The sequence below is a fragment of the Corallococcus sp. NCSPR001 genome, assembly GCF_017309135.1.
Classification (GTDB): Bacteria; Myxococcota; Myxococcia; order Myxococcales; family Myxococcaceae; genus Corallococcus.
Window position 1 is genome coordinate 4298787 of the sequence record NZ_JAFIMS010000002.1, and the last position, 19001, is coordinate 4317787.

At 69.8% G+C, this 19001-nt stretch carries 18 protein-coding genes; 9 read left to right on the forward strand and 9 right to left on the reverse strand.

What is annotated here, in order from left to right:
• Positions 1-143 precede the first annotated feature (143 nt).
• Complete coding sequence (locus JYJ93_RS19480) at positions 144-1100, forward strand: DUF5995 family protein (protein WP_206793439.1); 957 nt, start codon at positions 144-146, stop codon at positions 1098-1100.
• A 12-nt stretch (positions 1101-1112) separates the two neighbouring features.
• Here JYJ93_RS19480 and JYJ93_RS19485 read toward each other — a convergent pair whose 3' ends face one another.
• Positions 1113-2441 (reverse strand): BamA/TamA family outer membrane protein, encoded by a 1329-nt coding sequence (locus JYJ93_RS19485; RefSeq protein WP_242544533.1) that lies wholly within the window; start codon positions 2439-2441, stop codon positions 1113-1115.
• A gap of 210 nt (positions 2442-2651) precedes the next feature.
• On the opposite strand from JYJ93_RS19485, the gene JYJ93_RS19490 reads away from it, so the two are divergent.
• Together JYJ93_RS19490 and JYJ93_RS19495 are read left to right on the forward strand one after the other, a co-directional pair.
• Positions 2652-3128: a MaoC family dehydratase gene (locus JYJ93_RS19490; RefSeq protein ID WP_206793443.1), complete on the forward strand. Its 477-nt coding sequence runs from the start codon at positions 2652-2654 to the stop codon at positions 3126-3128.
• A gap of 94 nt (positions 3129-3222) precedes the next feature.
• Positions 3223-4374, forward strand: a complete 1152-nt coding sequence (locus JYJ93_RS19495) for a fatty acid desaturase (RefSeq protein WP_206793445.1) — start codon at positions 3223-3225, stop codon at positions 4372-4374.
• A gap of 3 nt (positions 4375-4377) precedes the next feature.
• Here the strand turns inward: JYJ93_RS19495 and JYJ93_RS19500 are convergent, their stop codons facing one another.
• Complete coding sequence (locus tag JYJ93_RS19500) at positions 4378-4875, reverse strand: hypothetical protein (RefSeq protein ID WP_206793447.1); 498 nt, start codon at positions 4873-4875, stop codon at positions 4378-4380.
• A gap of 138 nt (positions 4876-5013) precedes the next feature.
• On the opposite strand from JYJ93_RS19500, the gene def reads away from it, so the two are divergent.
• Both def and JYJ93_RS19510 read left to right on the forward strand, forming a co-directional pair.
• A complete protein-coding gene (gene def / locus JYJ93_RS19505; RefSeq protein ID WP_206793449.1) occupies positions 5014-5640 on the forward strand; it encodes a peptide deformylase in 627 nt (208 codons plus the stop codon).
• A complete protein-coding gene (locus tag JYJ93_RS19510) occupies positions 5637-6704 on the forward strand; it encodes an NADH:flavin oxidoreductase/NADH oxidase (RefSeq protein WP_206793451.1) in 1068 nt (355 codons plus the stop codon). Before def ends, JYJ93_RS19510 begins: the two co-directional genes overlap by 4 nt.
• Before the next feature lie 22 nt (positions 6705-6726).
• Here the strand turns inward: JYJ93_RS19510 and JYJ93_RS19515 are convergent, their stop codons facing one another.
• Together JYJ93_RS19515 and JYJ93_RS19520 are read right to left on the reverse strand one after the other, a co-directional pair.
• On the reverse strand, positions 6727-7596 hold the full coding sequence (locus JYJ93_RS19515; protein ID WP_206793454.1) for a type VI immunity family protein: 870 nt from the start codon (positions 7594-7596) through the stop codon (positions 6727-6729).
• A 26-nt stretch (positions 7597-7622) separates the two neighbouring features.
• Positions 7623-8249, reverse strand: a complete 627-nt coding sequence (locus JYJ93_RS19520) for a hypothetical protein (protein ID WP_269012459.1) — start codon at positions 8247-8249, stop codon at positions 7623-7625.
• A gap of 212 nt (positions 8250-8461) precedes the next feature.
• Between JYJ93_RS19520 and JYJ93_RS19525 the strand changes: the two genes are divergently transcribed.
• The 3 genes from JYJ93_RS19525 to JYJ93_RS19535 all read left to right on the forward strand — a co-directional run bounded on the left by JYJ93_RS19525 (position 8462) and on the right by JYJ93_RS19535 (position 11068).
• Positions 8462-9310, forward strand: a complete 849-nt coding sequence (locus tag JYJ93_RS19525; protein ID WP_120574262.1) for an MBL fold metallo-hydrolase — start codon at positions 8462-8464, stop codon at positions 9308-9310.
• A gap of 30 nt (positions 9311-9340) precedes the next feature.
• A complete protein-coding gene (locus JYJ93_RS19530; protein WP_206793455.1) occupies positions 9341-10501 on the forward strand; it encodes an FAD-dependent monooxygenase in 1161 nt (386 codons plus the stop codon).
• Between the two features lie 144 nt (positions 10502-10645).
• Positions 10646-11068, forward strand: a complete 423-nt coding sequence (locus JYJ93_RS19535; RefSeq protein ID WP_206793457.1) for a hypothetical protein — start codon at positions 10646-10648, stop codon at positions 11066-11068.
• Between the two features lie 9 nt (positions 11069-11077).
• Here the strand turns inward: JYJ93_RS19535 and JYJ93_RS19540 are convergent, their stop codons facing one another.
• From JYJ93_RS19540 to JYJ93_RS19560, 5 genes are all read right to left on the reverse strand, one after another.
• Positions 11078-12277: a DUF6348 family protein gene (locus JYJ93_RS19540; RefSeq protein ID WP_206793459.1), complete on the reverse strand. Its 1200-nt coding sequence runs from the start codon at positions 12275-12277 to the stop codon at positions 11078-11080.
• Positions 12278-12284: 7 nt separating this feature from the next.
• The gene (locus JYJ93_RS19545) at positions 12285-13049 is read right to left on the reverse strand and encodes an alpha/beta hydrolase (protein ID WP_206793461.1); all 765 of its coding nucleotides are present in this window, start codon (positions 13047-13049) and stop codon (positions 12285-12287) included.
• A 14-nt stretch (positions 13050-13063) separates the two neighbouring features.
• The gene (locus JYJ93_RS19550; RefSeq protein WP_206793463.1) at positions 13064-14623 is read right to left on the reverse strand and encodes a mucoidy inhibitor MuiA family protein; all 1560 of its coding nucleotides are present in this window, start codon (positions 14621-14623) and stop codon (positions 13064-13066) included.
• The gene (locus JYJ93_RS19555; RefSeq protein ID WP_206793464.1) at positions 14623-16827 is read right to left on the reverse strand and encodes a DUF4139 domain-containing protein; all 2205 of its coding nucleotides are present in this window, start codon (positions 16825-16827) and stop codon (positions 14623-14625) included. The genes JYJ93_RS19550 and JYJ93_RS19555 overlap by 1 nt, the downstream gene beginning before the upstream one ends.
• A gap of 128 nt (positions 16828-16955) precedes the next feature.
• Complete coding sequence (locus JYJ93_RS19560) at positions 16956-17879, reverse strand: hypothetical protein (protein ID WP_242543862.1); 924 nt, start codon at positions 17877-17879, stop codon at positions 16956-16958.
• Between the two features lie 113 nt (positions 17880-17992).
• Between JYJ93_RS19560 and JYJ93_RS19565 the strand changes: the two genes are divergently transcribed.
• Positions 17993-18985 (forward strand): alpha/beta hydrolase, encoded by a 993-nt coding sequence (locus tag JYJ93_RS19565; protein ID WP_206793466.1) that lies wholly within the window; start codon positions 17993-17995, stop codon positions 18983-18985.
• Positions 18986-19001: the final 16 nt, after the last annotated feature.

Here is a 19001-nt window from a genome sequence, read left to right on the forward strand (position 1 = left end):
ACAATGGCCCCCCGCGTGAGTGTCCACACGCGGGGGTCCGGTGAAACATCACGCTTCTTCCGGGGGGGCGGGTGTCACAGGAAGTTCCGGTTCAGATAAGCTTTCATGTGAAGTCGTTCCCCCACCCCGCGGAGCGTCAGTCCATGAATGTTTCACCGGCCTCCCCCTCGGCTCACCGGTCGCAGCGTTCCCAGTCGCTTCACCTCCACGAGACGAAGGCCCCGGACGCGCAGGGGCCCATCCGGTTGGATGACGTGCTCTGGAATCCCGTCAACGCGGAGGAGGCGCTGGAAGGGCTGGAGAAGATCCTCGCCCGGCTGAACGCGCGGAATGACTCGCGCGCCATCTTCCTGGACATCTACGCCATCGTCACGCGGAAGGTCGTCCACCTCTTGAGCCGCGACGACGCGGGCGGCTTCCTCGAACCCGAGTGGCTGTCCCACCTGACGGGCCGCTTCGCGGAAGAGGCGCTCATCGCGGTGCGGGACTCGCTGAAGAACCTGCCGCTGCCCACCGCGGCGTGGCGCTTCGCGACGCACTACCCGGCCCAGGGGCTCACGCAGCCGTACCAGGACGCGCTCCTGGGCGTGAGCGCCCACATCAACCACGACCTGGGAATGGTCGTCTACGACAACATCGCGCACCAGTCGCCGCCGGCGGATGCCCGCCGCATGGCGCGCTACCGGCACGACTACTTCCACGTGAACGAGATCCTCCGCTCGTGCATCCCGGAGTGCCTGGACCTGCTCGCGGAGCGCTACCGGTGCGCGTCCACGCGGCTGCTGCTGCGCGTGCCCTTCAGCCGCCCCGTGGTGGAGCGGGCGGTGATGCAGATGCTCATCGTGTGGCGGCAGCGCGTCTGGGACAACGTCGTCGCGATGCTGGAGGCGCAGACGCCGGAGGAGCACCAGGCCGTCGTGGAGCGCGTGCGCACGACGTCCGGCCGCATCGCGCAGGCGCTGTGCGCGGACAAGGCGCTCTGGTGGACGGTGCGCGGCGAGTCGCCGCCGTTCAGCCTGGACCTGCCGCCGGAGGCGTGGCCCGGCGTGGTGCCGGCTCCGGAGCCGGAGGTGGACGCGAGCGCTGCCCGCGCCGGCTAGCAGCGCCCGCCTTCAGGAGGGCGTCACTCCGGCCACGAGGTAGAAGCGCACCTGGCCGGAGTTGACGGCGTAGGCGACGTCCACGCCCAACAGGGGCAGCACGACGTTGTTGAGGTAAAGCCGCAGGCCTCCGCCCACGCCCTGGGCGAAGGTGATGGGGTTCTGGCCCGTGATGGTCTCCCGCAGGTAGTCGCGGATGACGCGGCCGTTGGCGTCGATGAGGAGCCCATCCTCGGGCACGTCCCGCCACGCGACGGCCCCTGAGTCGGAGAAGGCCACGCCGCGGAAGGCGAGCGACTTCACCTTGAAGAGGGGGAAGTGGTACTCGGCCGTGAAGGTGAGCCGGCTGTCGCCGCGGAACTGCCGGTACTGGAAGCCGCGCAGCGTGGTGCCGCCCATCACGAACTCCTGGTGGAAGGGCAGGTCCGTGCCCAGGACCAGCTCGCCGCGCAGCACCAGGTTGTTCTCCTCGAAGAAGCGGATGCCGTGGCGGTAGAGCAGGCCGAACTTGCGGTAGTCGAACTCGCTCCACACGCCCGGACTGGACACCTCGTAGGAGGCCTCCAGGTTGAGCCCCTCCGTCACCGCGTGCAGCGTCTGGCGCGAGTCCAGGCCCACCATGAGGCGCAGGGACGTGTCCCGCATGGCGGGGCCGGTGGAGAAGGGCGGCACCGTCACCGGCTTCTCCGGGTCCGGAGACTTCGCGTCGATGCTGGACAGGCGGTACTTCGCCGCCGCGCGCACGCGCTCGAAGAGGATGAAGCCCAGCTCGGAGCTGATGGACGCGGAGTTGAAGCGCGTGCGCCGGAGGATCTCCGGGTCATCCTCGCTGGGGTCCATGCTGTACTCGTCCACGCGGTCGCTCTTGAGCTGCCCCTCCAGGCTGAACTTGAGCTGCGGCAGGCCGAAGAGGACCGGATCCAGGAAGCCCACGTACAGGCCGCTCTCGCCGGTGCTCACCTGCGCGGCGACGGCGAACTTCTTCGCGCGGCCCCCCAGGTTGTTCTCCGCGTAGAGCAGCCCGCCGCCGGTGTTCGCGGAGGACAGGGCCACCGTGGGCGCCACCACCCACGACGCCTTGTCCTTCACGCGCAGCACCAGCCGCACGCGCCCGTCGGTCATCGGCTCGGTGCTGACACGGACCTCCTGGAAGAGGCCGGTGGCCAGCAGGCGCCGCTCCACCTTCTCCAGTTCGTCGCTGTCCACCGCGTCGCCCACGTCCACCTGGCCGAACGAGCGCACCGTCGACGACCGCGTCTTGTTCGCGCCCTCCACCGTCACGTCTCCGACCTCGGAGCGTTGGGCGGTGGACACGGGCGTGTCCTCGTCGGCGTGGGCCATGGGGGCGCCCAGGCCCGTCAGGGCCACGGCGAGGACGGACAGGTGACGGCGCAAGCAGGAGAGAGGCACGCACTGCTCATACTCCACGGGCCGCGGGCGCTGATCGTTTCGGCGTGTGTCGGGCGGCGCGGGCGCGCGATGTTCAACGTTTGGACGAGCGGCCCATGTCTGGACGTATTATGGTCGTAATCAATACGAAGGGACGCGGGCATGGCATCGACGCAAGAGGGTGGGCGCCGGGAGTTGTTCCTGGACGACCTGTCCGTGGGGCAGAAGTTCTTCAGCGACACGCACGCGCTGGACGCGGCGCAGATCATCGCCTTCGCGCGGGAGTTCGACCCGCAGGGCTTCCACCTGGACGACGCCACGGCGAAGGACACGCTGTTCGAAGGGCTGGCGGCGAGCGGCTGGCACACGGCCGCCCTCACCATGAAGCTCAACGTGCAGAGCGGTCTACCCTTCAAGGGCGGCATCGTGGGGGCGGGCGGGGACATCCGCTGGCCCAGGCCCACGCGCCCGGGGGACATCCTCCAGGTGGAGAGCGAGGTGCTGGAGATCCTCCCGTCCCGCACGCGGCCGGACCGCGGCATCGCCACCGTGCGCAGCGAGACGCGCAACCAGAAGGGCGACGTGTTGCAGGTGCTGGTCGCGAAGCTGGTACTGCCCCGTCGCCCGGCGGGCGGGTGAGCGGGACGGGACGCTTTGCGTCAGGGCGGGTGGAGGCTACCGTGCGGCCCGCATCGGCCGTGATCCCCGTCCCGCTCCCGAGGAGTTCCTTCGCATGTCCCGCGCTGCCCCCGACTTCGACCTGGCCTCCGTGGACGTGGAGGGCTTCTACCGGGAGCTGAAGGAGCTGCGCGCCCGGCTGGACGCGAACCTGGGTGAAGCGGACGCCGCGCACCTGCGGAAGATGGAGCGCTGGGGGAAGGTCGCGTCGGTGCTGGGCGTGGCCACGGCGTGGATCGCCCCCAACCCGCTCTCCGCGGTGGCGCTGGGCCTGGGCCGCTCCACGCGCTGGCTGCTCATGCACCACGTGGGGCACCGGGGCTATGACCGCGTGCCGGGCATGCCCGCGTCGCGCACCAGCAAGGGCTTCGCGAAGGGCCACCGCCGGTTCGTGGACTGGCTGGACTGGATGCTGCCGGACGCGTGGGTCTTCGAGCACAACGTGCTGCACCACTCGCACACCGGCGAGGAGGCGGATCCGGACCTGCTGGAGCGCAACGCGGAGGGCTCGCTGCGCGACACCGGCCGGCCGCTGGTCCTGCGCTACGTGCAGTTGGCGCTGCTGGCCGTCACCTGGCGCGCCAGCTACTACGCTCCGGAGACGCTGGGCTCGCTGCGCCGCAAGGGCCGGCGCGAGGGTGGGGCGCTGACGCGCGCGGAGCTGTGGGAGCTCTTCACGCGCTGCTACCTGCCGTACGCGACCGTCTTCTTCGGGCTGTACCCGGCGGCGTTCCTGCTGGTGTCCCCGTGGGCGGCGTTCAGCGTGTTCTGCAACTCCGTGATGGCGGACGTCGTCACCAACCTGCACACGTTCTTCGTGGTGGGCCCCAACCACACCGGCGAGGACCTCTACCGCTTCGACTCCGCGCCCACGAACAAGGCCGAGCGCATGGTGCAGCAGGTGGTGGGCAGCGCGAACTACCGCACGGGCGGCGACGTCAACGACTACGCCCACCTGTGGCTCAACTACCAGATTGAACACCACCTCTGGCCGGACCTGCCGATGCTCAAGTACCGCGAGGCGCAGCCGCACGTGAAGGCGCTTTGCGAGAAGTACGGCATCCCCTACGTGCAGGAGAGCGTCTGGACGCGCGCGCGGAAGATGGTGGACATCATCGTGGGCAAGGCGTCCATGAAGCGGCTGGTGAAGCCCGCGGCGCCCGGAATGTCGGCCGCTGACGCCCGCGCGGAAGCCTCCGCGGCCTGAGCGTCAGGCGGGCGGCGCGCCGCGGCGGCGGGGCAGCGGGGCGAGCGCCACGGGCGCTCCTTCCGGGGCCGGGTCCTCCTGACGCACGGCCTCCGCGTTCACCACGCGCACGCCGTCGGGTTGGACGGGCAGTCCCAGGGTCTCCACGAAGAGGCGGTAGCTCTCCTCCAGGCGGCGGTGCAGCGCGCTGAAGGTCTGGTGCGCGGTGCCGGGCATGTCCTCGGTGTAGGTGAAGTACCAGCGCAGTTCATCCAGGCGCCCGTAGAAGTGGTCCACCACCGCCTGCTCCTGTTCGGTCAGGTGGATGAGCTGGGCGAAGGCGCCGTCCGCGTAGCGTGAGGCCACCGTCTCCACCAGCGGGCCGCGGCTGCGCAGGCGGGAGAAGAGGAGGAACATCTCCTCCCGGCGTGCGGCCAGCCGGCGCATGATGCCGGCGGCGTCGAGGGCGAGCAGGTTGCGCACGCGCGCGGAGGTTTCGTCGGCCTTCTTGCGGCGAGCCATGGTGCGACACAGCCTACCGTCAGTGGCACCCCTCCACGCCAGGGGCTGCCCTCTTCGTGGGGAACCGGGCGGCCAGGCCCCTGTCGTCCCCTCGGCGATGCGGCGCGGCGGGAGAGCGGTTGTTACGGTGGGGCCACCATGGTGCTCAAGATCGTCCAGGCGGGGGAGCCGGTGCTGCGCCAGCGCGCGCGGGACCTGACCCCGGAAGAAGTCGGCAGTGAGGACACGCGGCGGCTCATCCAGTTGATGCGCGACACGATGCGGGACGCGCCCGGCGTGGGGCTCGCGGCACCCCAGGTGGGCGTGGGCCTGCGGCTGGTGGTCATCGAGGACCGCGCCGAGTACCAGGCCGGCGCGTCGCCCGCGGACCTGGCGCTGCGGGAGCGCTCGCCGGTGGCCTTCCACGTGTTGATCAACCCGAAGCTGGTGGTGGAAGACCCCACGCCGGTGGAGTTCCACGAGGGCTGCCTGAGCGTGAACGGCTTCGCGGCGCTGGTGGCCCGGGCGCGCGGCGTGCGGGTGGAGGCGCTGGATGAGAACGGGCAGCCGGTGACGGTGTCCGCGCGCGGCTGGTACGCGCGCATCATCCAGCACGAGCTGGATCATCTGGACGGCACGCTCTACGTGGACCGCATGGAGACGCGCAGCCTCACGACGCAGGAGAACCACCGCCGGCACTGGCTGGGCAGGAACACGGCCCAGGTGCGCGCGGCGCTGGGGCTGCCGGAGCAGACCCCTTCGATTCCCCGAAAGGACCCGACATGAGCAGCAAGCTGTTCTCCCCCTTGAAGTTGCGGGACATCACCCTGCGCAACCGCGTGGTGGTTTCGCCCATGTGCCAGTACTCGAGCGACGATGGCTTCGCGAACGAGTGGCACGTGGTGCACCTGGGCAGCCGCGCGGTGGGCGGCGCGGGGCTGGTGGTGACGGAGGCCACGGCGGTGGAGCCGGAGGGCCGCATCTCGCCGCAGGACCTGGGGCTGTGGAAGGACGCGCACGTGGAGCAGTTGGCGCGCATCAACCGCTTCATGCACCAGAACGGCGCCGCGTCTGGCGTGCAGTTGGCGCACGCGGGCCGCAAGGCCTCCACGCCCCGGCCGTGGGACGCGGGCAAGCGCGTGGACCCGGAGCATGGCGGCTGGCAGGTGCTGGGGCCCACGACGGAGGCGTTCGAGGAAGGCTACCCGGTGCCCACCGCGCTGGATGAAGCGGGCATCCAGCGCATCGTGAAGGCGTTCGCGGACGCGGCGGTGCGCGCGAAGGCGGCGGGGTTCCAGGTCATCGAGCTGCACGCGGCGCACGGCTACCTGCTGCACGAGTTCCTGTCGCCGCTGTCCAACAAGCGGACGGACAGGTACGGCGGCACGTTCGAGAACCGGACGCGCTTCGCGCTGGAGGTGACGCGCGCCGTGCGTGCGAAGTGGCCGGAGTCGCTGCCGCTCTTCATGCGCATCTCCGCGACGGACTGGGTGGAGGGCGGCTGGACGCCGGAGGACTCGGTGGCGCTGGCGAAGCTCGTGAAGAAGGAGGGCGTGGACCTGCTGGATTGCTCGTCCGGCGGCGTGGTGCCGAACGCGAAGATCCCGGTGGGGCCGGGCTACCAGACGCAGTTGGCGGAGCAGGTGCGCAAGGAGGCGGGCCTGCTCACGGGCGCGGTGGGGATGATCCGCTCCGCGTACCAGGCCGAGCACATCCTGGCCACGGGCCAGGCGGACGTCGTCTTCCTGGCGCGAGAGCTGTTGAGGGATCCGTACTGGCCGCTGCGCGCCGCGAAGGAGCTGCGGGCGGACGTGCTGTGGCCGCACCAGTACGAGCGCGCGAAGAACTGAAGTGCGAAGAGGGGACGCCGGTTCAGTCGAGGAACCGGCGGTCCCACTTGAAGAAGACGTCCTCGGGAAAGCCCGCGGGGCGCCGGGTGGCGTGGAAGGCCCAGGGCTCAAGGACCCGGGCCAGCTCCCGGTAGGCCGGAAGCGCTTGGTCCGGACCGCCGGCGAGTGGCTCGGGGCCCAGGGTGACAACGGCTCGGGACGCATCCAGGGCTTCCACGGTGGTGCCGGGCACTTGGAGTTGGGAGCGCAGGAAGTCCACGCCGCCCATGGCGCCCAGCGAAGGATCGCCAATGAACGTCATCCAATGCGGGACGCGCAGACGGGTGCCGATATCCCAAGAGGTCAGATCCGGCTCAGTGAGGTCAACTCCGGGATACTGGACCAATTGGGGAACCACTTCTGAAGTGACGGAACCCACACCCAGGAAGCCGGTGACGGACAGTCCCGCGTGCCCTGAGCTGAATGGCAGCGGCGCAGCCAGAGCCAGCGCCAGCTCGCGGACACGGGCGGCCCCGTGAGCTTTCATCCAGGACAGAGGAACGATGAAGCGAACCGCGGTGACGGGCCCCGGTGCGCGACGGAAGATGGCTGCATGGATGTCTTTACCCAGGTATTCGAACTCGAACTTCTCCGGGTAGCGCGCATCATTCGTAAGCAGGACAGAGGGTGCAATCGGATGATGGATCTTCGTGCGAATGGTAGCCCATGCGGCATCATCCAGCTCCTGATACTCTCCGTCCTCCCCAAGGTAATAGTTGAGCGCATGGCTGCCGATAGCATCGACGAAGCGTTGAAGAGACAGCGAGATGGCTTGTGAGACCTCGGCCGTGGGCTTGGGGAGATAGAAGCAGACGCTTATGTCCTCCTGCGTGACGGCCCTGTTCTTACGCATGATCTGCAGTCTTGGAGATGTCATCGCTAGAGACTTGCTCCGAGATAGGGCTGAACCAGCATCACTTCCTCCAAGCTGAAGGCCTGAAGATACATGGCACCTTGGTCGCTGCCGAAATAGGGATGGCCTTCGGGGTACTTCCGCCATTCTGCCCGGCGCGTGATGTCGGCACAGGGAAACTTGAAGTCATATACGGCTTGGACCTGAGCCGGGTCACCGGCGTGAAGCACCACATCGGGAACGAGAGACCCCTTCAATTCTCCCAGGCTGCCTCGCTGCCGGATGCGAGCCACTTCGACGGGTGACAGCCAGGTGATCTTCCCGCTGTCCAGGTCGTAAAGATACGTGGGCTCCAGACTGAAACCGCCCGGGCGGAGCTTGTTGAGCTTCTCCTCCGCGCACATAAAGGCGACCCGGTGCATGTCATCCCCGAGCTTCATGGCCCGGGTGACGGACCGGCCTTGCGCGTCGCGGACCTGCTCTCTGCACTCCAACGGCGTCGGGCTCCGGGTTCCGAAGTTCGCGAGAATGACCTCTGTTCGCGCCTTGTCCGCGCACTCTTTAAGCGCCTCTTGCACCTGCTGCTTCAGAGCGGCATCCAGGATCTTCACGGCCGCAGCGGCGGAGCTTCCCGCTGTCGCGACGGTGCGCACGGCCCTGGGAAGCCGCGACTCTTCTCCCGCGACCTGGGCACAGTAGGCAGGCTGCGTCCTGCAGGCGTTCGTCGCGCTGTCGAAGTCGTACTGCCCCCGCCTGTGCGCGCCTCCGCATGCCTGCAAGAGGACCGTGCCCGTGAGCAGCCATGTCCACGGTGGAATCAACCGCACGAACGCCTTCCTTCCGAAGTCCGCATAAGCTTTCCCGCATGCTGACCGAGGTGCAGGCGGGACCCTATACCGTGCGCGGCGTGTCCGTGGGCGGCGTGTACACGTCGCTCCTGGTGCCGGAGCTGGGGGTGCTGCTCGACGCGGGCATCCCCATCCGCTCCTTCGCCACCACGGACCGCATCTTCCTCAGCCACGGGCATGCGGACCATGCGAGCGCGCTGGGCTCGCTCCTGGGCATCCGCGCGCTCGTGGGAAAGGGGCCTCCGTTCGTCTACCTGCCGGCGGAGATCGAGGCGCCCGTGCAGGAGGCGCTCGCGGCCCTGGGGCGCCTGCACCGGATGAAGTCGGAGGTCCGCACCGTTCCCCTTCGCCCCGGTGACACCGTGAAGGTGCAGCAGGACGTGTGGGTCCGCGCGTTTCGCACGCACCATCCCGTGCCGTCGCTGGGCTACCAGTTCCTGCGCCGCGTCGCGAAGCTCAAGCCCGAGTTCCGCGAGCTGCCTCCGGCGGAGATTGGCCGCCGCCGTCAGGCCGGTGAGCCGCTGTTCGATGAAGTCGAACGCCTGGAGCTGGCCTACTGCACGGACACCCTCTCCAACGTGCTGGAGCGCCAGCCGTCGCTGTTCGACAGCCGCGTGCTCATCCTCGAGTGCACGTTCATCGACGCGGAGCGCACCGTGCGCGATGCCCAGGAGCGGGCCCACATCCACCTGGAGGAGATCGCCTCCATGGCGGACCGCTTCCAGAACGAGGCCCTGGTCCTGATGCACTTCAGCCAGGCTTACAGCCCCGCGCAGGTCCACGCGACGCTCCAGGCCCGCCTGCCAGCGTCGCTGCTCGAACGCGTGCGAGTCTTCGCGCCTGACGCCGGCCGCTGGTTCGGGTGACCCGTGGCGCCGGCCTGACCGGAGGCCGCCATGACGTCCGCATCCCCCCGCCACGTCCTCATCGCCGGAGCAGGCATTGGAGGCCTCACGCTGGCCTGTGCCCTCCAGCGCGCGGGCCTTCGCGCCACGGTGTTCGAACGTGCCGAAGCCCTGCGGCCGGTGGGCGCGGGCATCATCGTGCAGATGAACGCCGCGGTCGCGCTGCGGCGCATCGGCCTGTGTGACGCGGTGGTCGCGGAGGGCGAGCGCGCCGAGCGGACCCTCATCCTCGATTCGACAGGCGCCCGAATCACCGCCGTCGATGTGCGGTCGCTCCAGGAGGAGTTGGGCATCCCGATGGTGTCCGTGCACCGCGCGCGTCTCCAGGCCGTTCTTCGCGCTCACGCGGGCCCGGAGGAGGCCGTGCGGCTGGGCGTCAGTGTGACGGGCTTCGAGGATGACGGCGCCCGCGTCACGGTGACGCTGTCCCGTGGGGAGCGCGTCACCGGCGATGTCCTGGTGGGCGCGGATGGCCTGCGCTCCGCCGTGCGGACCGGGCTGCTGGGCGCGCAGCCCACGCGTTACTCCGGTTACACGAGCTGGCGCGGTGTCTGCCCGGGCGCGGACCTCGTGGAGGCGGGACAGTGCACCGAGACGTGGGGCCCCGGGGCCCGCTTCGGCATCGTGCCCATCGGTCATGGCGAGGTGTACTGGTACGCCACGCTGAATGCGCCCGCGGGTGCGGAGGACGCGCCGGGACAGACGCTCGCCGTCCTCCAGGAGCGCTTCGCGGGATGGCACGCGCCCATCGCGAAGCTGCTCGCGGCGACGCCGCCCGAACGCGTCCTTCGCACGGACATCCATGACCGTCCGCCGGTGCGCCAGTGGAGCCGGGGCCGCGTGACGCTGCTGGGGGACGCCGCGCATCCGATGACGCCGAACCTGGGGCAGGGCGGCTGTCAGGCCATCGAGGACGGCGTGGTGCTGGCAGAATGTCTCGCGGCGCCGGGCAGCGTGGAGGACGCACTGCGCGCATACGAAGCCCGCCGCGTGAAGCGTGCCAATGCGCTGGTCGTACGCTCACATCAGGTGGGACGTGTGGCCCAGTGGGAGAATGGAGCCGCGCGCTTTGTCCGCGATGCACTATTCCGGCGAGTCCCGCAGTCGGCCGCGAGACGCCAGCTATGGACGCTGGTCCAAGGCGTGCGCTGAGACGTATCGGGCTCGATAGAGTTTGTCTTTGCCAGGAGAGAGCGCAGCCTGACCTGGCGGGGGGAACTCATGCAGACGAAGCCCACGCGGTTGGCCGCCCTTGTACTCGTGTCATCGGCCTCCTGTCAGCGCGCTGAAGTACCGGTGGCAGCCGCTCCCAACGTCGTCACCGGGGCGCCGGATGCTGGAAGCGCCGACGTCAACGCCCGCATCCAGCGCATCCTCGGGGAGCCCGCGAAGTACGAACAGGCCTTCGCGACGTTCCAGAAGGCGGTGGCCGCGCACGACGCGAAGACGGTGGCCGCCCTGGTGGCGTATCCCTTCACCGCGACCGTGGGCGGCAGGAAGGTGAAGCTGCCAGACGCAGCCGCGTTCGTGAGGCACTACGACGTCATCGTCACTCCGGCCATCGCCAAGGTCATCACCCGGCAGCGATACGCGGACCTCTTCGTCAACACGGACGGCGTGATGTTCGGCCAGGGCGAAGCGTGGCTCAACGGCGTCTGCAAGGACGACGCTTGCAAGGACTTCGACGTCCGGGTGATCGCCATCCAGCCCGCGAATTGATCAGGGCCGCTACCAGAACTTCCACCAGGGACGCCGGGGGGCCGTGGGCGTCTCGGAAATCGTGACTATCGCGAGGGCCGCGGGTGTAGCGACGGGAGGCGACACGAAGGGCTCGGACTTCAACCATTCCGCCATCGCCTTGGGCGAGAGCGTGATGAGTGGCGGAGTGAATTGGAGGTCCTTGGGGTCCGAGCCCTGATTCAGGAAGTCGTTGAGGACTCGGACCGTCGCTCCAGAAGTGGAGAGGCGGATCAGTTGCTCGCGCGTCAGGGCCGTATTCCCCTGGAAGGCCTGCTCCGCCAGATGGACGGCATCGCGCCACAGCGGATCCTCCGCCAACACCACGGTTCGCTGGACAATCGGAGGATTGGCGGTGAATTCGGCCGTGCGCGAAGACTCCGCGCCCAGCTTCTTCATCACGGGCTCGCCAAAGGCCAGGGGCAGATACGCGTCGAGTTTCTCCGCTTCTAGTCGGGTCGCGCCCTGTTCCTGGAGGAGTGCAATCGGATCGCCGTCCTCGGGAACGTCAAACCAAGCCGCGACCGCGCGGCTCACGTCCACGCCGCCCTGGAGCACCAGGAACAGCCTCCGGCTGAGGAACCCGGGGGCAGCGGGCCAGGAGGCGGTCTCGAGCTGATCCGCCAGCGCCTGCCACGGCTCGTTGTCGAGCAGCACCTCCAGCGCCATCCGCTTCTCATCCATCTGGGCGTAATAGACGCGCACCCAATGGGTACCGGAGGTCAGCGGCAGCGACCGGAGGGCGCTCTCGAAGGCCTTGAACCACGACTCCTCGAGTTTCGGGCCGGGATGGTCGCCTCGGGTGATGACATTGCCCAGGATGACCTTCCGGTCGATGCCACCGACCCGCCAGGTCGCGACGGTGACGTGCTCGTCGGGAGGACGGACGAAGGCGGACAGGAGCACGTGCAGGCTCGCCCGGACGAAATTCATCAGGGCATCGTTCGAGGCCTCCGTCTCCGTCGTGCCAAAGCCTCCCACGGACTCGAAGACCCACCGGCCAGTCCAAGGCTCCAGGCAGACGTCGAGCTGTCGCGTGCAGCTGCCCGGCTCGGTCCGCGTGTCGATGAGCGTCGCCTGGAAACGTGGGCCCCCGGGACCCACGCGGAGCCATTCCTCCTCTTCCTGGATGGGGAGGCCGTGAGCGCGGAGGATCTCCGCCAGCTTTTCGTTCGCGGACGTCTGCGTCATTTCAAGCTCAACGTCGTGTGACGGATTCGAGGAACGGCAGCACGTGCGGCAACACCTTGGGCGCCTTCGCCCAGGCGCCGCCGTGGTCGGCGTGCTCGATGGTCGCGAATGCCGCGCCGGCCCGCCGCGCCACGGCCTTCATGGAGTCGTGGTACGGGTCCATCGCGCCGCAGTAGAGCAGCCCCGGCTTGCTGGAGCCCACCAGCGCCTCATCCAGGCCCGCCGACGTCTCACAGGCCTTCAGGCACAGCCGGAGCGCGTCCAGGTCTCCCGCGTCGATGGCCTCCGCCAGCTCTGGCGCGCGCCGTGCTCCCATTAGCAGCATCTGGAACCAGTCCACGGTTGTCCCAGGCTTGAGCTGCTTCTCCAGGGCCGCGTAGGCCACGGGCAGACCCACCACCGGATCCCAGCCGCCCACCACATACGACGCCAGCCGCTCCGGCGCGAAGGCCGCGAGGCCACACACCGTCCAGCCGCCCATCGAATAGCCCCACGCATGCGCCCGGTCGATGGACAGCGTGTCGAGCACCGACAGCGCGTCCTCCACGCGATGCCTCAGCGCGTAGGGTTCCAGGTCGTGCGGCGTGTCGCTCTGGCCATGCCCCAGCGAGTCGAACGTCACCACCGTGTACGCGTCCGTCAGCGCGGGCACATACCCCTTGAGCGACCAGTGCGAGCCCAACTGGAGCAGGCCGTGCAGGAGCAGCAGGGGAGGGCCATGGCCCTGGACCTCATAGTGGATGCGGCGGCCGGACCTCGTCGCGAAGGGCATGGCGTGGCGATTCTTTAGATGCCCGAGACCTTCGCGGCGCTGGCCACCGTGAAGCCGAAGGCCACCGTCTGACGGGAGCGCGGCGGTACGCTCAACTCGAAGCGCACGATGCCCTCGTCGCTCACCTTGGTGGGCGCGGGCTTCGTGGCGTCCTTGAGCAGCGCCACCTCCACGGCCTCCACCTCCGACACCGGCATGCGCTCCTCCACCGCGAGCGCCGCGGGCTTCGCGCCCATGTTGGAGACGAACAGCTTCACCTTCTGCGTGCGCGTGCGCCGGCCGGTGATGCGGGCGACCTCCTCGCCCACGTCCACCTGCCGCGACACGCGCAGCGAGTCCTCGCTGCCGAAGCCCAGCTTCAGGCGCTCACCCCGGCCCGCGAACTTGAGCTGCGCGCGGCCCACGTAGCCGTTGGCGCGCACCAGGTCCACCGGTCCCGCGAGCAACACCGCCGGCCCCGTGTTGTCGAACTTCGCCACGCGGTGCACCAGCGGTGACTGCTCCGGACAGGCCACCAGCTCCGACGTGGCCGGCGACGTGAACGTGAACAGCGCCACGCGGTGCGCCTCGCCGTCCGACGGCACCGTCGCCTTGTGCGGCGCGGACAGCGTCACCGCTTCTCCGCCGTCGTCCATGCCGGGCAGCGCGTCCGCGGCCTTCGTCGTTCCCGCCTCGCCCGTCTCCTGGAGCGACTCCTCACGGATGGAGACGTCCACCACCTGCTTCTCGCGCGACGTCTTCTCCCGCAGGGAGAGCCAGTCCTCGGTGAGCCGGGGCGGCGTGGCGCCCAGCGTGGGCCTCGCCGTGGAGAAGGCAAGCGTCACGTCCTTCCACGCCTCGCCGGTGTTCTGCCAGACCACGGCCTCGCACTCCAACGTCACCGAGGACGCTGACTCCGCGAGCCCCAGCACCGCGCGGTAGGCCGGCCGCCACGCGGCGCACGGCACCAGGTAGCTGAGCGTCAACGTCGCCTCACCGCCCGCGGCGTGGCTCACGTCCAGTTCGGCGCGCACGTCCAGCGTGGGCTCCGGCACCTCCGTGCGCGACATCAGGTCGCGGGTCTCCTGGATGTGCTGCCGCTCCAGGCGTCCCAGCTCACGGCGGGCCTGCCGCAGTTGATCGTCGGTCGCGGTCTGCTCCTGGCGGACCGTCGCGAGCTGTTCCTTCCACTTCGCGGGATCCGCCTCTCCCGCGCCGGTGCGCTCGGAGATGGCGCGGAGGATGTCCCGGCGCGCGGTCTCCAGCAGGCCGTGCTTCGCCTCCAGGCGCCGTATCTCCGCCTGGGCGCGCGCCAGCACCTGTTCGCGTTCGAAGGCGCGGCGGGCCAGCTCCGAGTGGTGCTCGCGCAGCGCTTCGGGCAGCACCGCGCGCATCGAGCGGCGCAGGCTGGCCTGGGTCACCATGCCGCCGGCGAGCTTCGCCTGGAGCGAGCGGTCCACCGCCACCGCCGGCAGCCCGTCCACCACGAGGCGGCTGGGGCCCGGGGGCAGCTTCACCGTGCCGCTGCGCTCGACGAGCGCCCGGTCCTCCAGGACCGTCACCTTGATCAGGGGCAACAGAATGGAAGTGCGCATCACGTCCTCCGGTTCCCGCCGTTCAGCATCTTGCTGGCGGGCAGCTTCACGACCCACGTCGCCTTCATCGAACGCTTCTCTCCCGCGGGGACGCTCACGCGCCACACCCGCTCGCCCTCCACCGCCTCTTCACCCGGCAGCGGCGTGGGCTTCTGCCAGGGCGGCGCCACCTCCGCCTCCTCCACCTTGATGTCCTTCTGCGATTCGGGGACCGCGCTGATCCGCTCGGAGATGGCGATGTTCGCGGCGCGGGAGAGGTGGTTGGCCACCTCCACGGAGACATGGTGCGTGAGCACCGTGCTGTTGCCGAACATGCCGCCCGAGGTTTCGTCGAAGCGGGTGTTGCGCGCCACCTGGAGCGCCTCCTCCACGCCCAACCCCAGCCGCTGCGTCTCGCCCGGCCCCAGCGTGGGCATGGGTGACGTCATCAGGAACTCGTCACCGAGCGTCACGTCCACCGGCCCCGCGAGCAGCGGATGCGGGGAGGCGTTGTCCAGGCGCACCGTGCGGAAGACGCGCGGCTCCACGGAGGGCACGCACACGTATTCGGCCTTGAGCTCCAGGGGCACCGTCAGCATGGGCACGGTGTGCCACGCGCCGTCGGACGGCACGTCCGCGACGGCCTCCGCGTCGAAGCGCGCGTCGAAGTGGCGGGCGGAGTCATGGGGCGGCACGGACCAGGTGGGCGGCGCCACGCTGTTCACGGACTCGGCGATGACGAAGGCCTGGGCCTCCAGGCGCACCACCTCCACCTGCACGTTCACCGAGGTGATGGACAGCATCGCCTGGGAGACGAGCGCGGAGCGGGGACGCAACCGGCCGCGCTCCGCCGGTGAGGCCGCGGAGGCCAGCGTCAGCGAGTCGTAGTCGAACAGCCGGTCCGCCGGCTCCACGCCCGCCGCGCGCCCGAGCTCATCGCCCGCGCCGCCCTCTTCATCCAACAACTCATCCGCCATCGGGGCGCCATCGAAGTCGTCCTCCTCGACCGCGCGCTTCTTGCTGCGCAGGCGGTCCATGCCGCCACCGCCGCGGGGGGGAGGCATGCTCGGTGCCGGGCCGCCGCTGGTGACATTGCGCGAGGGACGCGCCCCTCCCAGAAAGGCCCCCGAGGCCTTGGGGGCTGGCGCCATGGGCGGAGGAGGCGCGGACACGCTGGGCGCTGCTCCGGGCGCGCTACCGAATGAGGCCGCTTCCTTGTAACGCTCCTCCTGCTCGTACGCGCTCTCCATGACCGGCATGGGCGGCGGTTGAGGCTTGGGGGGGACCGGCTCCGGGCGGGCGATGTGCAGGGCATCGTAGCCCGCGAACAGCTCCTCCAGGCCGGGCGCGGGTTCACGCCACCCCGAGCGCGCGGGGACGGGCTGGCTGCGTCCGATGCGCAGCGACTTGAGCTCCGGCACCTCCGCGCGCCGCTCCAGGCTCGCGGTGGAGACCGCCAGCCGCACGCCCATCCAGTCCTCGCCGGTCCGCTGGACGACGGCGGCGCGCATGCGCAGCGTGCCTTCCTCCAACGTGCGCGGCAGGCGCAGGTCATAGGTGGGCACCCAGCGCGCGCCGGCCACCGCGTACTCCAGCACCAGGCGCGCGTCCGCGTTCGCGGCGATGGGGCCGGACAGCGTCAGCAGCGCCGCGCGGAACAGCCGGGCCCGGTCCACGCTCCGCGCGGAGGACAGCTCCTGGACGCGGCGGCGGCGCAGCTCCAGCTCATTCGTGGCGTCGCGGTGCTGGCGCGCCAGGTCCAGCTCCTGGGCCTGCAGCTCCGCCAGCTCCGCTTCGACGAAGCCGGTGAGGGCCAACATCGAGGACAGGGGGGCCTCGCGCGGGGGATGGCCCTTGCGCACGGCCGGCCAGGTGGGCGTCAGGCCGCGCAGCGCCGCGATCTCCGCGCGGACCCGCTCCAGCCGGCCATGCACGGCGGCCAGCGTGGCCTCCGCCGCTTCGAGCGCGTGCTGTTCCGCGGGCAGCTCCGACTCCGGCGGCACCCGCACATCGAACGTGGGCTTCAGGTCGCGGACGAGGAGGTCCGGCGGGCCCTCCACCACCCGGGCGCGCAGCGAGCCCGTGCGCAGGGACAGCGGCAGGCCGTCGATGCGGACCTGGCCGGGCAGGTGTCCGTTCTCGGGCGAGAGCACGAACGCGCGCGTGCACAGCGCGCCCTCGGCGTGAACGGTGACGGATTCCAGGACAGACGGTACAACGCGCATGGGCCCCCTCTTCCGTGGAGAGGCCCGCAGGCTACCCCGAGGCCGCCGCGAATGGCGACCGGGGAGGAGCGGGGACATGGCTTTTCACGGCGCGGTTCACGCACCGCGCCGTGGGGCACCGGGCGGGATCAGAACGCGCGGTTGACGGCGTACGCGCAGATCTGATGCTCGGCCTTGTACGTGTTCGCGCCGGGGACGCCGTCGATGGGGCCGGTGTAGCCGAAAGCGCGGCCCACCGTCTGCACGCGGGTCCAGTAGATGGAGCCGGGGATGCCATCGTCCTCGGCGGAGGTGCGAGGGCTGCCGCGCCGGTTCAGTTCGCGCGCGGTGATGCGCACGCGGAGCTTCTCCGTGATTGGCCCCGTCACCCCGTCGATGGGGCCCGTGTAGCCGTAGTCGCGCTGGCCCACCGTCTGGATGCGCTTGTAATAGATCTCACCCGGGATGCCGTCGAACTCGGTGGTCGTCTGCGGCAGGCTGCTGGAGCCGCCGCCCGGAGCCTGGCCACCGCCAGCGATCTTCCCGCCCGCGTAGTCCATGGACCAGCCCAGGTAGCGCGCGCCCGTCTTCGACGAGTAGCCGGAGACGCTGTTGACGCCAATCGCATCCCCCCACGACTGGGAGAGGTTGTACGTGGCCATGAACACCGTGCCACCGCCGCCGTTCAGGTCCGCGCCCACGTGGCCCGCGGATCCGATGTCCCACCAGTGGAAGGCCCCGGTCAGCGCCTTCGACGCGTCCGTCGAGACGATGCGCGAAGCGCGGTAGGCCTCGATGGCGGTGGGGCGCACGGCGGAGTCCGGAAGCTGCCCGAAGCGGACCATCAGCGAACCGCACCACTGGTTCCACGACCCGCCGTCGCGCTTGGGATTGGCTGCGGCGTACGCACGCGCCCGGTCATAGATGGGCGAGTTCGCTTCACCCTCCACCGTGCCAATGGCAGACACTCCCGGCCCGGGAGCCTCCACCTCCGGGCCGCCGCACGCAGCCAGCATCAGGCCCGCGGACACCCACAGGGCAGGGGACCACGTCATCCAGTTCGAGCGAATCATCTGTCTCCAAGGGGGGATTCAGTGAAGGTTGGAAAATTACGCTGAAGCCAAGCGTGATTCTCAGACTTGAGTCCGTTTCGTTGTCGCGGAGGACCATGCAAAGGTTTCCGCCCATGCGAACGTCCTGGCTTCGTCTGTCGTGGGTGCTGTTGATCTCCGCCTGTGCGACCACGCCGTCACCGCCGCCCGGCGGCCCGGCGGACCCGCTGCACCAGGTGGGCCGGGTGCGAGTGGCGCAGGAGGTCGAGCTGGAGGTGCTCGACTTTGGCGGCAAGGGGCCGGCGCTGGTGTTCCTACCGGGCGCGGGCAGCACGGCCCACGTCTTCGACGTGCTGGCACCGGAGTTCATCGCCACGCACCACGTCTATGCCTTCACCCGGCGCGGCTTTGGCGCGTCGAGCTGGCCGGCCACCGGTTACGACAGCGCGACGTTGGGGCACGACGTGCTGGCCGCGATGGACGGCCTGGGGCTCGCGAAGGCGACGCTGGTGGGGCATTCGCTCGCGGGGGATGAGCTGAACTGGATGGGGCTGAACCATCCGGAGCGCGTGGAGGCGTTCATCTTCCTGGATGCCACGGACAACAGGGGAGAGATCGCCGGGTTCCTGAAGCCCGGTCCGCTGCCGCCGTTGCCGTTCACCGTGCTCGACGGGCAGCCGTCACGCGAGGCGGTGACGGCGCTGCTGGCGCGTGACCTGGGCGGACCGTTCCCGCCGCATGAGATTGATCAAGCGTATGAGTTCGACGCTGGCACGGGAGCGTACCTGCGCTACCGCCGCTTGCCGGAGGCGACGGAGCAGTGCATCCGGGGCGCGGCCCTGCCGGACTACGCGAAGCTGCGGGGCCCGGTGCTGGCCATTTCCGATGACACGGCCTTCGCGGGCTGGGTGGAGTTCCTGTCGAAGTCGGAGAACGTCCCCGAGGACCTGCGCGAGCGGGCCCGGGTCTTCCTTCCGGTGCTGCGCCAGCACGAGGCCGAGCAGGAGGCCCTGCTCAAGAGCCTGCCGAACTGGAAGCTCGTGACGCTCCCGGGCGCGGGGCACTACCTCTGGCTCCCGCGCCAGGCGGAGGTCATCTCCGAGATGCGCGCCTTCTTGGGGCGTTAGGCGCGGGCCACGCAGC

Excerpts from the sequence above, each read along its gene's own strand:
- def (WP_206793449.1), top strand. The coding sequence starts at position 5,014 with ATGGTGCTCAAGATCGTCCAGGCGGGGGAGCCGGTGCTGCGCCAGCGC.
- JYJ93_RS19500 (WP_206793447.1), bottom strand. The coding sequence starts at position 4,875 with ATGGCTCGCCGCAAGAAGGCCGACGAAACCTCCGCGCGCGTGCGCAAC.
- JYJ93_RS19495 (WP_206793445.1), top strand. The coding sequence starts at position 3,223 with ATGTCCCGCGCTGCCCCCGACTTCGACCTGGCCTCCGTGGACGTGGAG.
- JYJ93_RS19550 (WP_206793463.1), bottom strand. The coding sequence starts at position 14,623 with ATGCGCACTTCCATTCTGTTGCCCCTGATCAAGGTGACGGTCCTGGAG.
- JYJ93_RS19530 (WP_206793455.1), top strand. The coding sequence starts at position 9,341 with ATGACGTCCGCATCCCCCCGCCACGTCCTCATCGCCGGAGCAGGCATT.
- JYJ93_RS19540 (WP_206793459.1), bottom strand. The coding sequence starts at position 12,277 with ATGACGCAGACGTCCGCGAACGAAAAGCTGGCGGAGATCCTCCGCGCT.
- JYJ93_RS19560 (WP_242543862.1), bottom strand. The coding sequence starts at position 17,879 with ATGATTCGCTCGAACTGGATGACGTGGTCCCCTGCCCTGTGGGTGTCC.
- JYJ93_RS19480 (WP_206793439.1), top strand. The coding sequence starts at position 144 with ATGAATGTTTCACCGGCCTCCCCCTCGGCTCACCGGTCGCAGCGTTCC.
- JYJ93_RS19565 (WP_206793466.1), top strand. The coding sequence starts at position 17,993 with ATGCGAACGTCCTGGCTTCGTCTGTCGTGGGTGCTGTTGATCTCCGCC.
- JYJ93_RS19555 (WP_206793464.1), bottom strand. The coding sequence starts at position 16,827 with ATGCGCGTTGTACCGTCTGTCCTGGAATCCGTCACCGTTCACGCCGAG.
- JYJ93_RS19490 (WP_206793443.1), top strand. The coding sequence starts at position 2,652 with ATGGCATCGACGCAAGAGGGTGGGCGCCGGGAGTTGTTCCTGGACGAC.
- JYJ93_RS19485 (WP_242544533.1), bottom strand. The coding sequence starts at position 2,441 with ATGGCCCACGCCGACGAGGACACGCCCGTGTCCACCGCCCAACGCTCC.
- JYJ93_RS19545 (WP_206793461.1), bottom strand. The coding sequence starts at position 13,049 with ATGCCCTTCGCGACGAGGTCCGGCCGCCGCATCCACTATGAGGTCCAG.
- JYJ93_RS19510 (WP_206793451.1), top strand. The coding sequence starts at position 5,637 with ATGAGCAGCAAGCTGTTCTCCCCCTTGAAGTTGCGGGACATCACCCTG.
- JYJ93_RS19525 (WP_120574262.1), top strand. The coding sequence starts at position 8,462 with ATGCTGACCGAGGTGCAGGCGGGACCCTATACCGTGCGCGGCGTGTCC.
- JYJ93_RS19515 (WP_206793454.1), bottom strand. The coding sequence starts at position 7,596 with ATGCGTAAGAACAGGGCCGTCACGCAGGAGGACATAAGCGTCTGCTTC.